Source organism: Pseudomonas sp. NFR09 (genome assembly GCF_900111535.1).
Taxonomy (GTDB): domain Bacteria; phylum Pseudomonadota; class Gammaproteobacteria; order Pseudomonadales; family Pseudomonadaceae; genus Aquipseudomonas; species Aquipseudomonas extremorientalis.
In genome coordinates, this window is sequence record NZ_FOIH01000007.1 from 260,107 (window position 1) to 276,398 (window position 16,292).

Consider the following 16,292-nt stretch of genomic DNA (forward strand, 5'->3'; position numbering starts at 1 on the left):
TCAGACTCGCTCGATGGCGCGCTCGCCGAACAGGCCGGCGGGGCGGATATACAGGAAGGCCAGGGCCAGAACATAGGCGAACCACGGCGTGATACCACCGCCGATCAACGGGCCGATGTACACCTCAGCAAGGTTCTCCGCCGCGCCGACAATCAGCCCGCCGACAATCGCCCCGCCAATCGAGGTAAAGCCGCCGATGATCAACACCGGCAATGCCTTGAGCACCACCAGCGACAACGAGAACTGCACCCCCTGGCGCGCGCCCCACAGCAGCCCGGCCACCAGCCCGACGATGCCGGCCACCGCCCAGACGATCTGCCAGATGCGGTTGAGGTTGATGCCGATGGACAGCGCCGCCGTGGTGTCATCCGCCACCGCGCGCAGCGACACGCCGATGCGGGTCTTGTTGAACAGCAGCGCCAGCACCGTCACCAGCACCACCGCAGCGGCGGCAGCGATCAGGTCGAACTGGCTGAGCATCAGCGGGCCGACGAACAGCGGCACATCGTCGATACCTAAATCCAGCGCCCGCACCTGGGAGCCCATCAACCCCTGGGCCAGGCCTTCGATAATGAACGACAGGCCCAGCGTGGCCATGAACAAGGTGATCTGCGAACGGTTCACCAATGGCCGCAGCACCAGGCGCTCGATCAGCAAGGCGCCGACACTCATCACAATCACCGTGAGCAGCAACGCCAGGGCAAACGGCACGCCCTGGTCATGCAGGCTGACGAATGTCAGTGCAGCAAACAGCAGCATCGCGCCCTGGGCAAAATTGAACACGCCACTGGCCTTGTAGATCAGCACGAAGCCGATGGCGACCAACGAGTACATGGTGCCGGCGAGCAGGCCGCCGAGCAGGGTTTCAAAGAAAAACGTCATCAGTGCACCACTCCCAGGTAAGCCGCGATCACCTCGGGGTTGGCCTGCACTTGCGCCGGCGTGCCGTCGCCGACCTTGCGCCCGTAGTCGAGCACCACCACATGGTCGGACAGGCCCATGACCACGCCCATGTCGTGTTCGATCAACACCACGGTGGTGCCGAGGTCGCGGTTGACGTCGGCAACGAAGCGCGCCATTTCCTGTTTTTCCTCGGCGTTCATGCCGGCCATGGGCTCGTCCAGCAGCAACAAGCTCGGCCCTGCGATCAACGCCCGGCCCAGTTCCACGCGTTTTTGCAGGCCGTAGGACAGGTTGCCCACCAGCACATCGCGGTGGGCTTGCAGTTCCAGGAATTCGAGAATGCCTTGGGCGCGCAACCGGAACGCTTCGGCTTCCCGGCGTGCGCGAGGCAAGCCCAGGGCCTGTTCGATAAAGCTGCTGCGCATATGCCGCGACAGGCCGGTGAGGATGTTGTCGAGCACGCTCATTTTCTTGAACAGCGCGTTGTTCTGGAACGTGCGCCCAATGCCGCGGCGCGCGGCGCCCAACGGATCGATACGGTGAAAGTGCTGGTCTTCGAACACAATCTCGCCGGCATCGAAGCGATACACGCCATTGAGCACATTGAGCAGCGAACTCTTGCCGGCACCATTCGGCCCGATCAACGCGCAGATCTCGCCGCGCAACACCTCGAAGGACAAGGCATTGATCGCCTTGACCCCCTTGAACGACAGCGAGATATTCCGCACCTGCAAAATGGCCTGGCTCATGCGATGTCCCGTTTGAATTCCGCCAGCCACACCGGTGAAGGGGCGGCTTTGACGGGTTGCCAGATGTACGCCAGGCGCTGGAAACCCAGGAGCCGGCGCACGCGGTTTTTCAGCAGGCGCCGCAGGCCGCTTTGCGGGTGGGCGATGGCCCAGTCGCATAAGCGTCGGCGCCAGGTGCCGTGGGGCGCCAGGCGGCTATCGATCTCGTCGGCCAGGTGCTGCAAGCGTGCGGGCGACAACAGCAGGCCGGTGGGCGCGACTTCGCTGCGGTCGCGCCGCGCCGAGGCCAGGCTTTCAGGGAAGGCCAGACCGTGACCGCTGTTCAGCCATTGCTCGAGCACCACCGCCAGACCGCCCTGCCAGTGGGTGCCCTCTTCGCTCCACAACAGGGTTTCCCCCGTGGGCTGCCACCAGCGTGCGAGGTGTTGCGTCGGCGCCAACGGGCCGAGCAACTGGGCGAAATCCAACAGGTTCGCCGACTGCCAATGCCGCGCAGTCTGGCGGCCCTGCACATAGGAATGAGTCGGGCGAATGCGCCACAGGTGTTGTTGCAGCGCCTCGGGCTCCAGGTCATCGGCCAGGGTCAGCACCTGCGCGCCGATGGATTGCGCCGCCAGGGCCAGCAACAGCAGGTTCGGCTCGAACGCCCCGCTGAGGGCCAGCCGCGATTGCTCGCTGACCCCCTGCTGGCGCAAGCCATCGGCCAGGCGCTCCACATCGCGCAAGGCGTCGATCCAGCGCCATGCGTACCACTGCCCCTGGCGCTTGTGGCGCAGGGCGGTGTGCAGCGGCGTGATCTGCGCCCAGTGGCGCAGTTGTTCCAGAGCCTTGGGCAGGTGGCCGAGCCATTCGGCGGGCCACTCCACGGCCAGTGGGCGTTTGAGTTCGTGCACGCTCATAGGGGTAGTGCTCCTATTGGTGTGTGTGCGTGCGGTGGTCCGCTGGCTGGATTATTTGGATCAACACCGATCTACTGTGGGAGGGGGCTTGCCCCCGATGGCGGTGTGTCAGTCACAAGTGCTTTGACTGGACTGCCGCTATCGGGGGCAAGCCCCCTCCCACATTGGTTATGTGCGCGTCAGATAAATTGCGGTAGCCGGCACCAGGGTGGTTGGAGGCCAACCTTGCGCCGTCGCCAAACAACTTCTCGCGCAACGTGCCCTGGGCATACTCGGTCTTGTACACCCCGCGCTTCTGCAACTCCGGCACCAGCAGGTCCACGGCGTCGATGAAGGTCTCGTGGGTCAGGGCGTAGGCCAGGTTGAAGCCGTCCACATCGGTGTCTTCGACCCATTCCTGCAACAGGTCCGCGACGGTTTCCGGGCCGCCGACGAACAGCGGGCCAAAGCCGCCGATACCGACCCAGTCGGCCAGCTCATTCGGGGTCCAGACCTTGTTCGGATCGGCCGTAGAGAACGCCTCTACCGCCGATTGAATGGCGTTGGTGTGCACGTGCTTGAGTGGCTCATCCGGTTTGAATTGGCTGAAGTCGATGCCGGTCCAGCCGGAAATCAGTGCCATCGCACCTTCATAGCTGACATAGGATTTGTACTCCTCGAACTTGGCTTTGGCCTTGGCATCGGTTTCGCCGACGATCACCGTCTGCAAGTTGAAGATCAGGATTTTCTTCGGATCGCGCCCGGCTTCGGCCGCACGTCGGCGGATGTCGGCCACGGTCTTTTTCAGCAGCACCTTGGACGGCGCGGCAACGAAGACGCACTCGGCCTGTTCGGCGGCGAACTGCTTGCCACGGCTCGACGCGCCCGCCTGGTAGAGCACTGGCGTGCGCTGCGGCGACGGTTCGCAGAGGTGAATGCCGGGCACCTGGAAGTGTTTGCCGACGTGGCGGATCTCGTGGATCTTGCTCGGGTCGCTGAAAATCCGCCGTTCGCGGTCACGCAACACGGCGCCCTCCTCCCAACTGCCTTCCCAGAGTTTGTAGCAGACCTCCAGGTATTCCTCGGCGTAGTCGTAGCGCGCATCGTGCTCGGTCTGGGCCTTCTGGCCGAGATTCTTGGCGCCACTTTCCAGGTAGGAGGTGACGATGTTCCAGCCGATGCGGCCCTTGGTCAGGTGGTCCAGGGTCGAGAGACGGCGGGCGAACGGGTACGGATGTTCGAACGACAACGAAGCGGTCAGGCCGAAGCCCAGGTGTTCGGTGACCAAGGCCATCGGTGCGATCAGCGACAGCGGGTCGTTGACCGGCACTTGGGTGGCCTGGCGAATCGCCGCGTCGCCGTTGCCGTTGTACACGTCATAGATGCCCAGCACGTCGGCGATAAACAGGCCGTCGAACTTGCCGCGTTCAAGGATCCTGGCGAGGTCGGTCCAATATTCCAGGTCCTTGTACTGCCACGAACGGTCACGCGGATGCGCCCACAGGCCAGGCGACTGGTGGCCGACACAATTCATGTCGAAGGCGTTCAAGCGGATTTCACGGGACATCAAAGCACTCCGTTGAGATGGTAGTTGCCGACGATCTGGTACTTCGTACGCAGCGGGTCATCAAGGCTCGACGGCAGTGCGGTGCGTTGGCCGGTGAGTTCGAACTCGGCGTTGCTCGCGGCGATCAGCGCCTCTGCGGCGGCGATTTGCGCTTCGGTCAACGCCACCGGGCCTGGATGGGTTTCGGCGCGTTCAAACAAGGCCGCGGCCACATCGACGCGAATCTGCAAGTCGCCGAAGCGGCTGATCACGTAGGGGTCAGTGCTGTTTTCAACGTGACGGCGGGTGCTGTCCAGCAGTTGGCGCGCAAGGGTCAGTGCAGTCATGGGTGAGGTTCCTCAGTTCCAGGCGTGGCGCGCAGGTTTTACGCCGTTGAGCACATAGTTGCCGATCAGGTGGTATTTCCAGCGCGCCGGGTCGTGCAGAGTGTGGGTGCGTGCATTGCGCCAGAAGCGGTCGAGGTTGTGCTTGCCGGTGACCGAGCGGGTGCCGGCCAGTTCGAACAGTTTGCTGCTGGCGAGCAAGGCGGTTTCGGCAGAAAGGACTTTGGCTTGGGCGACCACCAGTGAGACGTGGGCAACGCTGTCTTCGCTGGGCTCGGCGAGGGCGCGGTCCACGGCTTCCCCCGCTTTAGCGAGGATGGCTTCGGTGCCGTGCACACGCCATTCCAGGTCGCCGATGGCGGCGATGGTGAACGGGTCCTGCCAGCCGTGATCCTGTTGGCTGTCGATCCAGGGCCGCGCCTGGCGTGCGTAGATTTTCGCCTGCTCCAACGCGCCAACGGCAATACCGGTATCGACCGCCGCCTGAATGATCTGCGAGATCGGGCCGTTGGCGGTGGGCTGGTCGAAGGCCAGGTGGGCCGGGATTACCGCGCTCAAGGGCACGCTGACGCCATCGAGGGTCACGCCGCCGCTGGCGGTGGTGCGCTGGCCGAAGCCGTCCCAGTTGTCGATCACGTTCAGGCCGGGCGCGTCGCGTTCGACAAAGGCAATAAAGGCCTGGCCGTCTTCATTGTTGCCGACGGTGGGCACCAGATGGGCGAACAGCGCGCCGGTGCAGTAGAACTTCTCGCCGTTGATTTGCGCGGTGTCGCCATGGAAGCGAATCTGCGTGTCGAAGGTGCCGGCGTTCTTGCTCTTGGCTTCGGAGAAGGCGTTGCCGAAGCGATAGCCCTGGAGGACTTTGCCGAAGTAGTACCGTTTTTGTGCCTCGGTCGCGGTTTGCAGCAGGATGTCCACCACGCCCAGGTGGTTCTGCGGAATCTGCCCCAGGGACGGATCGGCGGCGGAGATCAGCTTGATTACCTCGGCCACGGTCACATAGGACACGCCAGCGCCGCCGTACGCTTTGGGAATAGTGATGCCCCACAGGCCGCTCGCGGAGAACTCGTCGAGCTCGGCCACCGGCAGGCGCCGCTCACGGTCGCGCGCACTGGCCTCGACGGCAAAGCGTTTGGCCAGGCGCGTGGCGACCTCGATGGCTTCCGCGTCCGAGCGGATGATATGGGCAGGGTGTTGAGGGTGGGCTGACATGGGCCGACTCCAGGCTCCGAGGGGATTACCTGGGTGATTGCAGGAGTCGTGCCTGAATCCAGTCGCCAATAAAATCAGCGAGTTGCTGGCATTTCAGCGCAGCCGAGCGCGTTTTCAAACCAGCAAAGTGTCCATCCACTGTTGCCGGAAGAACAGTTAGATCACCACATTGCGCACAAAGCGCACCGCCACGTCGCCGTCATTGCGATAACCATGCACGTTCCGGCTGGCGAACATATAAAACTCACCGGCGGCGACGCGCTTTTCTTCATCGCCCACCAGCAGCGTGAGGCAGCCTTGGAATACGAACAACTGCACGCTCCAGCCATCCGGGTCGGGGTCAGGGCTGTAGCGATCGCCCGGCTCCAGTTGCATTTCCCACAACTCGACCTCGCGCCGCGCCGTGGCCTTGGCCAGCAACACCGCCTTGCTGCCGGGAATGTCACCGGCCCAGGCCAGTTCATTGATGCGGCTGTGGTCGGGGGCATCGGGCGCCTGGATCAGGTCGCTGAACGCCACGTCCAACGCTTCGGCCACGCGGTCGAGGGTGGACAGGCTGACGTTCTTTTCGCCCGCCTCGATGGCCACCAGCATGCGCCGGCTGACGCCGGATTTTTCCGAGAGCGCAGTCTGGCTCAGGTCGGCGGCATGCCGCAGGCGACGGACGTTCTGGCTGACGTGCTGCAGGACCGAAGCCCGGTGGGGATTTTCTTTGTGCACTATATTGCTCAATGGGTGGGTGTGCGCAGTATACTGCCCAGCGTGCGGCGCATTGTGCGGTCCGTGCCTTTCCCTTGCAAGACCGAGCCGCCATGACCACCCCGACCGCCTCCCCTCGTTTCAACCGTTTCAGCAAAGCCGAATGCATCCTGGTGGTGATCACCATGATCTGGGGCGGCACCTTTTTGCTGGTGCAACATGCGATGACGGTCAGTGGGCCGATGTTTTTTGTCGGTTTGCGGTTTGCGGCCGCAGCGATTGTGGTGGGGTTCTTTTCCTTGCGCACGTTGCGCGACCTGACGCTGTTTGAATTGAAGGCCGGGGTGTTTATCGGTGTGGCGATCATGTTTGGCTACGGGCTGCAAACGATTGGCTTGCAGACCATCTTGAGCAGTCAATCGGCGTTTATCACGGCGTTATATGTGCCGTTCGTACCGCTGTTGCAATGGCTGGTGCTGGGCCGGCGCCCGGGGTTGATGCCGAGCATCGGTATTATGCTGGCGTTTACCGGCTTGATGCTGCTGACCGGGCCGGCGGGGGCTTCGCTGAATTTCAGTCCCGGTGAAATCGCCACGTTGATCGGTGCAGTGGCAATCGCGGCGGAGATCATCCTGATCAGCGCCTTTGCCGGGCAGGTGGACGTGCGTCGGGTGACCGTGGTGCAACTGGCCACGGCGTCGTTGCTGTCGTTCCTGATGGTGGTGCCAATGGGCGAGGCGCTGCCGGGGTTTTCGTGGTTGCTGCTGTTCAGCGCGGTGGGCCTGGGCTTGACCAGTGCGGTGATCCAGGTGGCGATGAATTGGGCGCAGCAAAGTGTTTCGCCGACCCGCGCCACGTTGATTTATGCCGGTGAGCCGGTGTGGGCCGGCGTGGTCGGGCGGATTGCCGGGGAACGCTTCCCGCCGATCGCGATGGTGGGGGCGGCGTTGATTGTGTTGGCGGTGATTGTCAGCGAGATGAAGACCAAGGGGCAGAAGGCCCTGGAATTGCGCGATGAGAGGGAACAGGAACAGCAGGGATAAGGTCCGAGTACTTGCAGTGGCTGTCAGATCGCCATCGCGGGCAAGCCCGGCTCCCACAGGGGGGGGCGGTGTCGCTTGCCCGAATCGGGTTACCTGAAACAATGCCAAATGGGCGATTTCGGCTTAGCTTGTAGGATCCTGCCACATCTTGCCGTTTGGTGATCGTTAAAGCGGCACGTATGATGCATCCCAAACTCCCGCAGATTAGAAGCCTATGTCCCTGATAGTTCTACTGCTTCTGCCGTTCATTGGCAGCTGTCTGGCGGCCTTGCTGCCGCACAATGCACGTAACACCGAATCCCTGCTGGCCGGCCTGGTGGCCCTGGTCGGCACTATTCAAGTCGCCCTGCTCTACCCCCAGATCGCCCACGGTGGCGTGATCCGCGAAGAATTCATGTGGTTGCCCAGCCTCGGGCTGAACTTCGTGCTGCGCATGGATGGGTTTGCCTGGCTGTTCTCGATGCTGGTGCTGGGCATCGGCACGCTGGTGTCGCTGTATGCGCGCTATTACATGTCGCCGGACGATCCGGTGCCGCGCTTCTTCGCGTTTTTCCTGGCCTTCATGGGGGCCATGCTCGGGCTGGTGATCTCCGGCAACCTGATCCAGATCGTGTTCTTCTGGGAACTGACCAGCCTGTTCTCGTTCCTGCTGATCGGCTACTGGCACCACCGCGCCGATGCGCGCCGTGGGGCGTACATGGCGCTGATGGTCACCGGCGCCGGCGGCCTGTGCCTGCTGGCGGGCGTAATGTTTCTGGGGCATATCGTCGGCAGCTATGACCTGGACCAGGTACTGGCGGCGGGCGAGCAGATCCGCGCGCATTCGCTGTACCCGGTCATGCTGGCCCTGGTGCTGATCGGCGCCTTGAGCAAAAGCGCGCAGTTCCCCTTCCACTTCTGGCTGCCCCACGCGATGGCGGCCCCTACGCCGGTGTCGGCGTACCTGCATTCGGCAACGATGGTGAAGGCCGGCGTGTTCCTGCTGGCCCGCCTGTGGCCGTCGCTGTCCGGCAGCGAAGAATGGTTCTGGATCGTCGGCGGTGCCGGCGCCCTTACCCTCCTCCTCGGCGCTTACTGCGCCATGTTCCAGAATGATCTCAAGGGCCTGCTGGCCTACTCCACCATCAGCCACCTCGGGCTGATCACCTTGCTGCTGGGCCTCAACAGCCCGCTGGCGGCCGTCGCAGCCGTATTCCACATCCTCAACCACGCCACGTTCAAGGCTTCGCTGTTCATGGCCGCGGGCATCATCGACCATGAAAGTGGTACGCGGGACATCCGCAAGCTCAGCGGGCTGGTGCGGTTGATCCCGTTTACCGCGACCCTGGCGATGGTGGCCAGTGCGTCCATGGCCGGCGTGCCGTTGCTCAATGGTTTCCTGTCCAAAGAGATGTTCTTCGCCGAAACCGTGTTCATCACCTCGACGGCCTGGGTGGAGTTCGCCCTGCCGTTGATCGCGACCATCGCCGGTACCTTCAGCGTGGCCTACGCCCTGCGCTTCACCGTCGACGTGTTCTTCGGCCCGACCGCGACCAACCTGCCGCACACTCCCCACGAACCGCCACGCTGGATGCGCGCACCGGTCGAGTTGCTGGTGTTCACCTGCCTGCTGGTGGGGATCTTCCCGGCCCAGGTGGTCGGCTCGATCCTCGCCGCCGCCGCGCTGCCGGTAGTGGGTGGCGTGCTGCCGGAGTACAGCCTGGCGATCTGGCACGGCTGGAACGCACCAATGATCATGAGCCTGGTGGCCATGTCCGGCGGCGTGGTGCTGTACCTGCTGCTGCGCAAGCAACTCAAGCGTGGCCGCTTCAAGTACCCGCCGGTAATCAGCTACTTCAACGGCAAGCGCGGCTTCGAGCGCAGCCTGGTGGTGATGATGCGCGGCGTGCGCAGGATCGAGAAGCGCATCAGCACCAAGCGCCTGCAGACCCAATTGTTTCTGCTGGTGCTGGTGGCGGTGATCGGCGGCATGATCCCGATGCTCAACAGTGGCCTCAGTTGGGGCGACCGCCCGAAGATCCCGGGCTCCATCGTGTTCGTCACCCTGTGGCTGCTGGCGATAGCCTGTGCCCTCGGCGCCGCCTGGCAAGCCAAGTACCACCGGCTGGCGGCCCTGACCATGGTCAGCGTGTGCGGCCTGATGACCTGCGTGACCTTCGTGTGGTTCTCGGCGCCGGACCTGGCGCTGACCCAGTTGGTGGTCGAAGTGGTCACCACCGTGCTGATCCTGCTCGGCCTGCGCTGGCTGCCACGGCGGATCGAAGAGGTGTCGCCACTGCCCAGCTCGCTGCGCAAGGCGCGCATCCGTCGCCTGCGTGACTTCCTGCTGTCCACCGTGGTGGGCGGCGGCATGGCGTTGCTGTCCTACGCGATGCTGACGCGCCAGACGCCCAACGATATTTCTTCGTTCTACCTCAGCCGCGCCCTGCCCGAAGGCGGCGGCAGCAATGTGGTGAACGTGATGCTGGTGGACTTCCGGGGCTTCGACACCCTGGGCGAAATCACCGTACTCGGCGCCGTGGCGCTGACGGTGTACGCCCTGCTGCGGCGCTTCCGCCCGTCAAAAGAGAGCATGGAGTTGCCGCCGCAACAGCGCCAGTTGGCGCCGGACGTGGCCACCGACCTGGTCAACCCGCGCCAGGCCAGCGACACCGCCCTGGGCTTCATGATGGTGCCGGCGGTGCTGGTGCGCCTGCTGCTGCCGATTGCGCTGGTGGTGTCGTTCTACCTGTTCATGCGCGGCCACAACCAACCAGGCGGCGGGTTTGTCGCCGGGCTGGTGATGTCGGTGGCGTTCATCCTGCAATACATGGTCGCCGGTACGCAGTGGGTCGAGGCGCAGATGAGCCTGCGGCCGATGCGCTGGATGGGCTTCGGGCTGCTGTCGGCAACCCTGACCGGGCTCGGCGCGTTGTTTGCCGGCTACCCGTTCCTCACCACTCACACCTGGCATTTCAGCCTGCCATTGCTTGGCGACATTCACATCGCCAGCGCGCTGTTCTTCGACGTCGGCGTGTACGCCATGGTCGTCGGTTCGACGCTGCTGATGCTCACCGCCCTCGGTCACCAGTCCGTGCGGGCCCATAAACCGAGCAACCAGGCCAAAGTGGTTGCCGCAACGGAAGGAGCCGCCTGATGGAAGAAGTCATCGCAATTGCCATTGGAGTCCTGGCGGCTTCCGGCGTCTGGTTGATCCTGCGGCCACGGACCTTCCAGGTGGTGATGGGCCTGTGCCTGCTGTCGTACGGGGTCAACCTGTTCATTTTCAGCATGGGCAGCCTGTTTATCGGCAAGGAGCCGATCATCAAGGACGGCGTGCCGCAGGACCTGCTCAACTACACCGATCCGCTGCCCCAGGCCCTGGTGCTCACGGCCATCGTGATCAGCTTCGCCATGACCGCGTTGTTCCTGGTGGTGCTGCTCGCCTCCCGGGGCCTGACCGGCACCGACCATGTGGACGGCCGGGAGCCCAAGGAATGAATTGGGTGAATCAACTGATCGTCGCACCGATCCTGCTGCCGTTGCTGACCGCCGCGCTGATGCTGATGCTTGGCGAAAAGCGCCGCCCGCTCAAGGCGAAAATCAATCTGTTCTCCAGCGTCATCGGCCTGGGCATCGCCATCCTGCTGCTGTACTGGACGCAAAAAGGCGGCCCAGGCTCGATTGGGGTTTACCTGCCGGGCAACTGGCAGGTGCCATTCGGCATTGTGCTGGTGGTGGACCAACTCTCGGCGCTGATGCTGGTACTCACCGGGATCATCGGCGTGAGTGCGCTGCTGTTCGCCATGGCCCGTTGGGATCGTGCGGGCACCAGCTTCCACGCACTGTTCCAGATCCAGATGATGGGGTTGTACGGCGCCTTCCTCACGGCGGACCTGTTCAACCTGTTCGTGTTCTTCGAAGTGCTGCTGGCGGCCTCCTATGGCCTGATGCTGCATGGCTCCGGGCGTGCGCGGGTGTCTTCGGGGTTGCATTACATTGCGATCAACCTGTTGGCGTCTTCGCTGTTCTTGATTGGCGCGGCGATGATCTACGGTGTCACCGGCACGCTGAACTTCGCTGACCTGGCGCTGAAAATCCCGCTGGTGCCGGAGGCCGATCGTGGTCTGTTGCATGCCGGCGCGGCGATCCTGGCGACGGCGTTCCTGGCCAAGGCCGGCATGTGGCCGCTGAACTTCTGGCTGGCGCCCGCCTACTCCTCGGCCAGTGCGCCGGTGGCGGCGATGTTTGCGATCATGACCAAGGTCGGCGTGTACACCGTGCTGCGCCTGTGGACCCTGCTGTTCTCCGGCCAGGCCGGGGCGTCGGCGCTGTTTGGCGGGGATTGGCTGGTGTATGGCGGCATGGCGACCATCATTTGCGCGGCGCTGGCGATGGTGGCGGCGCAGCGCCTGGAGCGCATGGCCAGCTTGAGCATCCTGGTGTCGGCGGGGATCTTGCTGTCCGCCGTCGGTTTCGCCCAACCAAGCCTGACGGCGGGCGCGCTGTTCTATCTGGTCAGTTCCACCCTGGCCTTGAGCGCGCTGTTCCTGCTGGCTGAATTGATCGAACGGTCACGCTCGGCCAACGACCTGCCGCTGGACGAAGAGATCGATGCGTTGCCCAAGGCCATGGAATCCCTGCACCCGCGCCCTGGCGTCAACCTCGATGACGAGCAGCAAGCCGTGGTCGGCCAGGTGATTCCCTGGACCATGGCGTTCCTCGGCTTGAGCTTTATCGCCTGCGCCCTGCTGATCATCGGCATGCCGCCGCTCTCCGGGTTTATCGGCAAGCTCAGTCTGTTGAGTGCGCTGGTCAATCCACTGGGCCTGGGTATGAGTATTGACGAACCGATCCGGCCAGCCGCCTGGGGCTTGGTGGCGTTGTTGATTCTCTCCGGCCTGGCCTCGTTGATTGCCTTCGCACGCTTGGGCATCCAGCGCTTCTGGACCCCGGAAGAACGCCCTTCGCCGCTACTGCGTCGCTATGAATGCGTGCCGATTTTCTTCCTGCTGGGCTTGAGCATCCTGCTGACCTTCAAGGCGGAACCACTGCTGCGCTACACCCAGGCCACTGCCGTGAGCCTGAACAACCCCGAGCACTATGTGATGGCGGTGATGGCCACGCGTCCGGTGCCGAGCCCCGAAGCCCAGGCCGCCGCCCTGGAGGTGCAACCATGAAGCGATTGTTCCCTGCTCCGTGGCTGTCCCTGGCGCTGTGGGTGCTGTGGCTGGTGCTGAACCTGTCGGTCAGCCCGGGCAACCTGCTGCTGGGTGCACTGCTGGGCTTTCTTGCGCCGCTGCTGATGGCACCGTTGCGACCACTGCCGATCCGCATCCGTCGCCCCGGCGTGATCATCCGCCTGTTTTTCCTGGTGGGCCGTGACGTGATCGTCTCCAACCTGCAAGTGGCCTGGGGCGTGCTGACCTGCGGCTCCCGCCCACCGCGTTCGCGCTTCATCAGGATTCCCCTGGACCTGCGCGACCCCAACGGCCTCGCCGCGCTGTCGATGATCACCACCGTGGTGCCCGGCACCATCTGGTCGGAACTGGCGCTGGACCGCAGCATCCTGCTCTTGCACGTATTCGACCTGGACGATGAGGCGCCCTTCATCGAGCACTTCAAGACCACCTACGAACGGCCCCTGATGGAGATCTTCGAATGAGCGCGCTGCTCTCCAATGCGATCCTGTTCAGCCTGTTCCTGTTCTCCCTGGCCATGGTGCTGACGCTTATCCGCCTGTTCAAAGGCCCGTCAGCCCAGGACCGGGTACTGGCGCTGGACTACCTGTACATCCTGGCGATGTTGATGATGCTGGTGCTGGGTATCCGGTATGCCAGTGACACCTACTTTGAAGCGGCGCTGCTGATCGCGCTGTTCGGCTTCGTCGGCTCGTTTGCCCTGGCGAAATTCCTGCTGCGTGGGGAGGTGATTGAATGATGCCGTTGTGGATGGAAATCGTCGTCGCGGTACTGCTGGTGCTCAGCAGTGTATTTGCATTGATTGGCGCGATCGGGTTGCTGCGCATGAAGGACTTCTTCCAGCGCATGCACCCGCCGGCACTCGCATCGACGCTGGGAGCGTGGTGTGTGGCGTTGGCGTCGATCATTTATTTTTCGGTGCTCAAGTCCGGGCCGGTGTTGCACGGGTGGTTGATTCCGATTCTGCTGTCGATCACCGTGCCGGTGACCACGTTGCTGTTGGCGCGCACGGCGTTGTTCCGCAAGCGCATGGCTGGGGATGATGTACCCGCCGAAGTCAGCAGCCGCCGCTGAGTCCTCAGAAACACAAAGGTCCAAATGTGGGAGGGGGCTTGCCCCCGATAGCGGTGGGTCAGCTACAGATATACTGGCTGACACACTGCCATCGGGGGCAAGCCCCCTCCCACATTTTGAACTGTGTCAGGCGAAAGATCGGATTCTGGTCGCCAGTTCCGCCAACTCGCCATCATCCGCCCGCACATGGTCATGGGACGAGATATAGCCTTCATATGCCTCAAAAAACTTGTCCACCTTCGAACTCAGCGGCTTGAAGGTACTGTCGCCGCCGGTTCCATGCATGGGAAACAGCTTCGCATGCAGGTGATCCACGCCATACCCTTCCAGGATCATCCCGGTGCGCGCCACATCGGGAAACGCACGGTCGATCTGAAGCGCGGTTTTCTTCGCTGCAACGGCAAGCCCGGCCAACACCTCATCCGACTGCGCAAACGCATAGCTGCCGTAGTGCTGCTTGGGGATTACCACGCTGAAACCCGGTGTATTGGGAAAGATCGAAAGAAACGCCATATGCTGGTCGTCTTCCCACAGAATGTGCGCTGGGGAGGTCTTTTGAACAATGCTGCAGAAGATACAATCCATTTGAATCACCGCTGGTTTCATCGTGGGTTTGGTCGTGTCGACCATCTAAAGCCAGGCTGCAGCGGACGTCAAAACAAATGGCAACTTTCCGAAATGTCCTAGGACGTATGCGATGAGTAAAACCTACACCCCTGCCACCGCCGCCGCCGACGTCGAAACCACGCTCGCCTGGCTTGGCGGGCGCTGGAAGCTGATCATTCTGTTCCACCTGTTCGGCGGCCAGGTGCAGCGTTATTCCGACCTTGAGCGACTGATCCCGGATATCTCGCAAAAGATGCTCGCCCAGCAATTGCGCCAGCTCGAAGCCGATGGCCTGGTACAGCGCACGGTCTACCCAGTAGTGCCGCCCAAAGTGGAATACCGTATGACCGAGTGGGGGCAAAGCCTGTGCCCGGTACTGGATGGCCTGCTCAAATGGCAGGCCGCCAAACCGACGAATTAGACCGTAGGGACGGTGCCGCCATCGATCACGTACTCGGTGCCGCTGATCGACGCGGCGCGGGGCGAGACCAGGAAGGCGATCAAGTCAGCCACCTCCTGGGGCTTGGCCGGCCGTCCAAGCGGAATACCGCCGAGCGCCTGCATGATGATCTGCTTGCCCCCCTCGTAGTCCGTTCCCGCCTGCTCCGCCAGGCGCTCCGCCAGTGCTACCGCCGCGTCCGTCTCCACCCAGCCCGGCGAAACCCGCACCACCCGAATACCCTTGGGCGTGACTTCTTTCGACAGGCTCTTGCTGTAGGTCGCCAATGCTGCCTTTGCAGCGGCATACGCCGTGGTCGACTCCGGCAACGGCAACTCCCGCTGGATCGACGTGACATGAATAATCACCCCGGCGGCGCGCGCAAGCATCCCAGGCAGGAGCGCCCGATCCACCCGCACTGCCGCCATCAGGTTCTGGCCCAGGGCATTAGCCCACTGCTCATCATCGAGCACCGCAAAACCACCGCCGGGCGCGCTTGAGCCGCCGAGCACATTGACGATGATATCGACGCCGCCAAGCCGAGCCTTCACCGCCTCAGTAGCACTCGCACAACCGGCGGCAGTGCCCAGGTCGGCAGCGATGAAATGCACGCCTTCGGGCGTCGAATCCGCCGCCGAACGCGCGACCGAAATTACCTGGGCGCCTTGTTCACGCAACACCGCCACCACGGCGGCGCCGATACCTTTGGTGCCACCGGTGACCAGCGCACGGAGGCCTTTTAGTCCGAGATCAAAGCTCATGGAACCTACTCCTGGATAAACGGAGACCGCAGGATAGGAACCGGGCGGACAGCCCACAAGAACGCACGAAAAGGTAATGGGCTAACCCAAAAGTTAGTGTCTGGATTCAGGGGCCCTCGTAACACACCCAACTGTAGGAGCCGGCTTGCCAGCTCCTAAAAGGGTAATGGGGGCTTGCCCTTACAGGATCGGCGCGCCAAATCTGTTCAGGCGTGGCATCCAGTGATCCAGGATCTGCGCCGATGCCAGCACATGATGTGCCCGCCCGATCAACAGCCGACGCGGCACAAAACCAATGTACCGGGAGTCATCGCTGTTATCGCGATTGTCCCCCAGCATGAAGTAACTGTCGGCCGGCACCACCACCGGCCCGAAATTGCGCAGTGCCCGCACCGTCGGCATGAACTGCACCGTGCGCTGACGGTTGGCCGCCCGTTCGGTCAGCTTGATACCTGGCACCGTATGGCCGGGCAGGATGGGTTCGCTGATGTCCTGCGCGTCACTGTAGGTGGCAGGCACGCCGTTGACCCACAACACCTCATCTTTCATTTCCAGGGTGTCACCGGGAATGCCGACGATGCGCTTGATCAGACGCATGCCGTCCTTGGGCGACGAGAACGTCACCACATCACCGCGCCGGGGGTTATCGAGCTGGGCCAGGGAAATGTCCGTGAGCGGCAGCTTGAGGTCGTAGGCCACCCGGTTCACCAACACTACATCGCCCTCCAGCAAGGTCGGGCGCATGGAGCCGGAGGGAATGGGATTCCAGTCCGCCAGGGAGGTACGGAAAACGCCGAAGCACAACCAGAAAATGATTGCGTAACGGTAACGGATCAACCAACTTCGCATACATCCTCG

At 63.0% G+C, this 16,292-nt stretch carries 18 protein-coding genes; 8 read left to right on the forward strand and 10 right to left on the reverse strand.

Annotated features, from left to right (window positions below; all coding sequences use genetic code 11):
• From BMX59_RS17610 to BMX59_RS17640, 7 genes are all read right to left on the reverse strand, one after another.
• Positions 1 to 882, reverse strand: coding sequence for a branched-chain amino acid ABC transporter permease (locus BMX59_RS17610; protein ID WP_058423839.1), 882 nt, complete (start codon positions 880 to 882; stop codon positions 1 to 3).
• Positions 882 to 1,652 (reverse strand): ABC transporter ATP-binding protein, encoded by a 771-nt coding sequence (locus BMX59_RS17615; RefSeq protein ID WP_093123966.1) that lies wholly within the window; start codon positions 1,650 to 1,652, stop codon positions 882 to 884. The genes BMX59_RS17610 and BMX59_RS17615 overlap by 1 nt, the downstream gene beginning before the upstream one ends.
• Positions 1,649 to 2,551, reverse strand: coding sequence for an AMP-binding protein (locus tag BMX59_RS17620; protein ID WP_058423841.1), 903 nt, complete (start codon positions 2,549 to 2,551; stop codon positions 1,649 to 1,651). Before BMX59_RS17620 ends, BMX59_RS17615 begins: the two co-directional genes overlap by 4 nt.
• Before the next feature lie 112 nt (positions 2,552 to 2,663).
• Positions 2,664 to 4,097, reverse strand: a complete 1,434-nt coding sequence (locus BMX59_RS17625) for an LLM class flavin-dependent oxidoreductase (protein WP_092244926.1) — start codon at positions 4,095 to 4,097, stop codon at positions 2,664 to 2,666.
• Entirely contained in the window at positions 4,097 to 4,423 is a 327-nt protein-coding gene (locus BMX59_RS17630) for an acyl-CoA dehydrogenase (protein ID WP_071491957.1), read from the reverse strand. Before BMX59_RS17630 ends, BMX59_RS17625 begins: the two co-directional genes overlap by 1 nt.
• A gap of 12 nt (positions 4,424 to 4,435) precedes the next feature.
• Positions 4,436 to 5,632 (reverse strand): SfnB family sulfur acquisition oxidoreductase, encoded by a 1,197-nt coding sequence (locus BMX59_RS17635; RefSeq protein WP_093123969.1) that lies wholly within the window; start codon positions 5,630 to 5,632, stop codon positions 4,436 to 4,438.
• Positions 5,633 to 5,788: 156 nt separating this feature from the next.
• Positions 5,789 to 6,352, reverse strand: a complete 564-nt coding sequence (locus tag BMX59_RS17640; RefSeq protein WP_093123973.1) for a helix-turn-helix domain-containing protein — start codon at positions 6,350 to 6,352, stop codon at positions 5,789 to 5,791.
• A 92-nt stretch (positions 6,353 to 6,444) separates the two neighbouring features.
• Here BMX59_RS17640 and BMX59_RS17645 point away from each other — a divergent pair, with 92 nt between their 5' ends.
• The 7 genes from BMX59_RS17645 (at position 6,445) to BMX59_RS17675 (ending at position 13,628) form a co-directional block, all read left to right on the forward strand.
• Positions 6,445 to 7,374, forward strand: a complete 930-nt coding sequence (locus BMX59_RS17645) for a DMT family transporter (protein WP_093123976.1) — start codon at positions 6,445 to 6,447, stop codon at positions 7,372 to 7,374.
• A 214-nt stretch (positions 7,375 to 7,588) separates the two neighbouring features.
• Positions 7,589 to 10,510 (forward strand): monovalent cation/H+ antiporter subunit A, encoded by a 2,922-nt coding sequence (locus BMX59_RS17650; protein ID WP_093123979.1) that lies wholly within the window; start codon positions 7,589 to 7,591, stop codon positions 10,508 to 10,510.
• On the forward strand, positions 10,510 to 10,854 hold the full coding sequence (locus tag BMX59_RS17655) for a Na+/H+ antiporter subunit C (protein WP_003192163.1): 345 nt from the start codon (positions 10,510 to 10,512) through the stop codon (positions 10,852 to 10,854). Before BMX59_RS17650 ends, BMX59_RS17655 begins: the two co-directional genes overlap by 1 nt.
• Positions 10,851 to 12,533, forward strand: a complete 1,683-nt coding sequence (locus BMX59_RS17660; RefSeq protein ID WP_092244912.1) for a monovalent cation/H+ antiporter subunit D — start codon at positions 10,851 to 10,853, stop codon at positions 12,531 to 12,533. Before BMX59_RS17655 ends, BMX59_RS17660 begins: the two co-directional genes overlap by 4 nt.
• Positions 12,530 to 13,018, forward strand: coding sequence for a Na+/H+ antiporter subunit E (locus BMX59_RS17665; protein ID WP_071493444.1), 489 nt, complete (start codon positions 12,530 to 12,532; stop codon positions 13,016 to 13,018). Before BMX59_RS17660 ends, BMX59_RS17665 begins: the two co-directional genes overlap by 4 nt.
• The gene (locus BMX59_RS17670) at positions 13,015 to 13,293 is read left to right on the forward strand and encodes a K+/H+ antiporter subunit F (protein ID WP_005789171.1); all 279 of its coding nucleotides are present in this window, start codon (positions 13,015 to 13,017) and stop codon (positions 13,291 to 13,293) included. Before BMX59_RS17665 ends, BMX59_RS17670 begins: the two co-directional genes overlap by 4 nt.
• Positions 13,290 to 13,628 carry a Na+/H+ antiporter subunit G gene (locus BMX59_RS17675; RefSeq protein ID WP_028616866.1) on the forward strand — a complete coding sequence of 113 codons (339 nt, stop codon included), beginning with the start codon at positions 13,290 to 13,292 and terminating at the stop codon, positions 13,626 to 13,628. The genes BMX59_RS17670 and BMX59_RS17675 overlap by 4 nt, the downstream gene beginning before the upstream one ends.
• Before the next feature lie 126 nt (positions 13,629 to 13,754).
• On the opposite strand, the gene BMX59_RS17680 is transcribed toward BMX59_RS17675, so the two are convergent.
• On the reverse strand, positions 13,755 to 14,213 hold the full coding sequence (locus BMX59_RS17680) for an HIT family protein (protein ID WP_093124186.1): 459 nt from the start codon (positions 14,211 to 14,213) through the stop codon (positions 13,755 to 13,757).
• Positions 14,214 to 14,325: 112 nt separating this feature from the next.
• Here BMX59_RS17680 and BMX59_RS17685 point away from each other — a divergent pair, with 112 nt between their 5' ends.
• Entirely contained in the window at positions 14,326 to 14,655 is a 330-nt protein-coding gene (locus BMX59_RS17685; protein ID WP_024076220.1) for a winged helix-turn-helix transcriptional regulator, read from the forward strand.
• Here the strand turns inward: BMX59_RS17685 and BMX59_RS17690 are convergent.
• Together BMX59_RS17690 and lepB are read right to left on the reverse strand one after the other, a co-directional pair.
• Positions 14,652 to 15,434: an SDR family oxidoreductase gene (locus tag BMX59_RS17690; RefSeq protein WP_093123982.1), complete on the reverse strand. Its 783-nt coding sequence runs from the start codon at positions 15,432 to 15,434 to the stop codon at positions 14,652 to 14,654. The two genes, BMX59_RS17685 and BMX59_RS17690, sit on opposite strands and share 4 nt — an antisense overlap.
• A 180-nt stretch (positions 15,435 to 15,614) precedes the next feature.
• Positions 15,615 to 16,283, reverse strand: a complete 669-nt coding sequence (lepB, locus tag BMX59_RS17695; protein ID WP_093123985.1) for a signal peptidase I — start codon at positions 16,281 to 16,283, stop codon at positions 15,615 to 15,617.
• Between the last annotated feature and the right edge of the window lie 9 nt (positions 16,284 to 16,292).

Excerpts from the sequence above, each read along its gene's own strand:
- BMX59_RS17685 (WP_024076220.1), top strand. The coding sequence starts at position 14,326 with ATGAGTAAAACCTACACCCCTGCCACCGCCGCCGCCGACGTCGAAACC.
- BMX59_RS17610 (WP_058423839.1), bottom strand. The coding sequence starts at position 882 with ATGACGTTTTTCTTTGAAACCCTGCTCGGCGGCCTGCTCGCCGGCACC.
- BMX59_RS17625 (WP_092244926.1), bottom strand. The coding sequence starts at position 4,097 with ATGTCCCGTGAAATCCGCTTGAACGCCTTCGACATGAATTGTGTCGGC.
- BMX59_RS17655 (WP_003192163.1), top strand. The coding sequence starts at position 10,510 with ATGGAAGAAGTCATCGCAATTGCCATTGGAGTCCTGGCGGCTTCCGGC.
- BMX59_RS17635 (WP_093123969.1), bottom strand. The coding sequence starts at position 5,632 with ATGTCAGCCCACCCTCAACACCCTGCCCATATCATCCGCTCGGACGCG.
- BMX59_RS17650 (WP_093123979.1), top strand. The coding sequence starts at position 7,589 with ATGTCCCTGATAGTTCTACTGCTTCTGCCGTTCATTGGCAGCTGTCTG.
- BMX59_RS17620 (WP_058423841.1), bottom strand. The coding sequence starts at position 2,551 with ATGAGCGTGCACGAACTCAAACGCCCACTGGCCGTGGAGTGGCCCGCC.
- BMX59_RS17615 (WP_093123966.1), bottom strand. The coding sequence starts at position 1,652 with ATGAGCCAGGCCATTTTGCAGGTGCGGAATATCTCGCTGTCGTTCAAG.
- BMX59_RS17645 (WP_093123976.1), top strand. The coding sequence starts at position 6,445 with ATGACCACCCCGACCGCCTCCCCTCGTTTCAACCGTTTCAGCAAAGCC.
- BMX59_RS17690 (WP_093123982.1), bottom strand. The coding sequence starts at position 15,434 with ATGAGCTTTGATCTCGGACTAAAAGGCCTCCGTGCGCTGGTCACCGGT.
- BMX59_RS17680 (WP_093124186.1), bottom strand. The coding sequence starts at position 14,213 with ATGGATTGTATCTTCTGCAGCATTGTTCAAAAGACCTCCCCAGCGCAC.
- BMX59_RS17660 (WP_092244912.1), top strand. The coding sequence starts at position 10,851 with ATGAATTGGGTGAATCAACTGATCGTCGCACCGATCCTGCTGCCGTTG.
- BMX59_RS17670 (WP_005789171.1), top strand. The coding sequence starts at position 13,015 with ATGAGCGCGCTGCTCTCCAATGCGATCCTGTTCAGCCTGTTCCTGTTC.
- BMX59_RS17665 (WP_071493444.1), top strand. The coding sequence starts at position 12,530 with ATGAAGCGATTGTTCCCTGCTCCGTGGCTGTCCCTGGCGCTGTGGGTG.
- BMX59_RS17630 (WP_071491957.1), bottom strand. The coding sequence starts at position 4,423 with ATGACTGCACTGACCCTTGCGCGCCAACTGCTGGACAGCACCCGCCGT.
- BMX59_RS17675 (WP_028616866.1), top strand. The coding sequence starts at position 13,290 with ATGATGCCGTTGTGGATGGAAATCGTCGTCGCGGTACTGCTGGTGCTC.
- lepB (WP_093123985.1), bottom strand. The coding sequence starts at position 16,283 with ATGCGAAGTTGGTTGATCCGTTACCGTTACGCAATCATTTTCTGGTTG.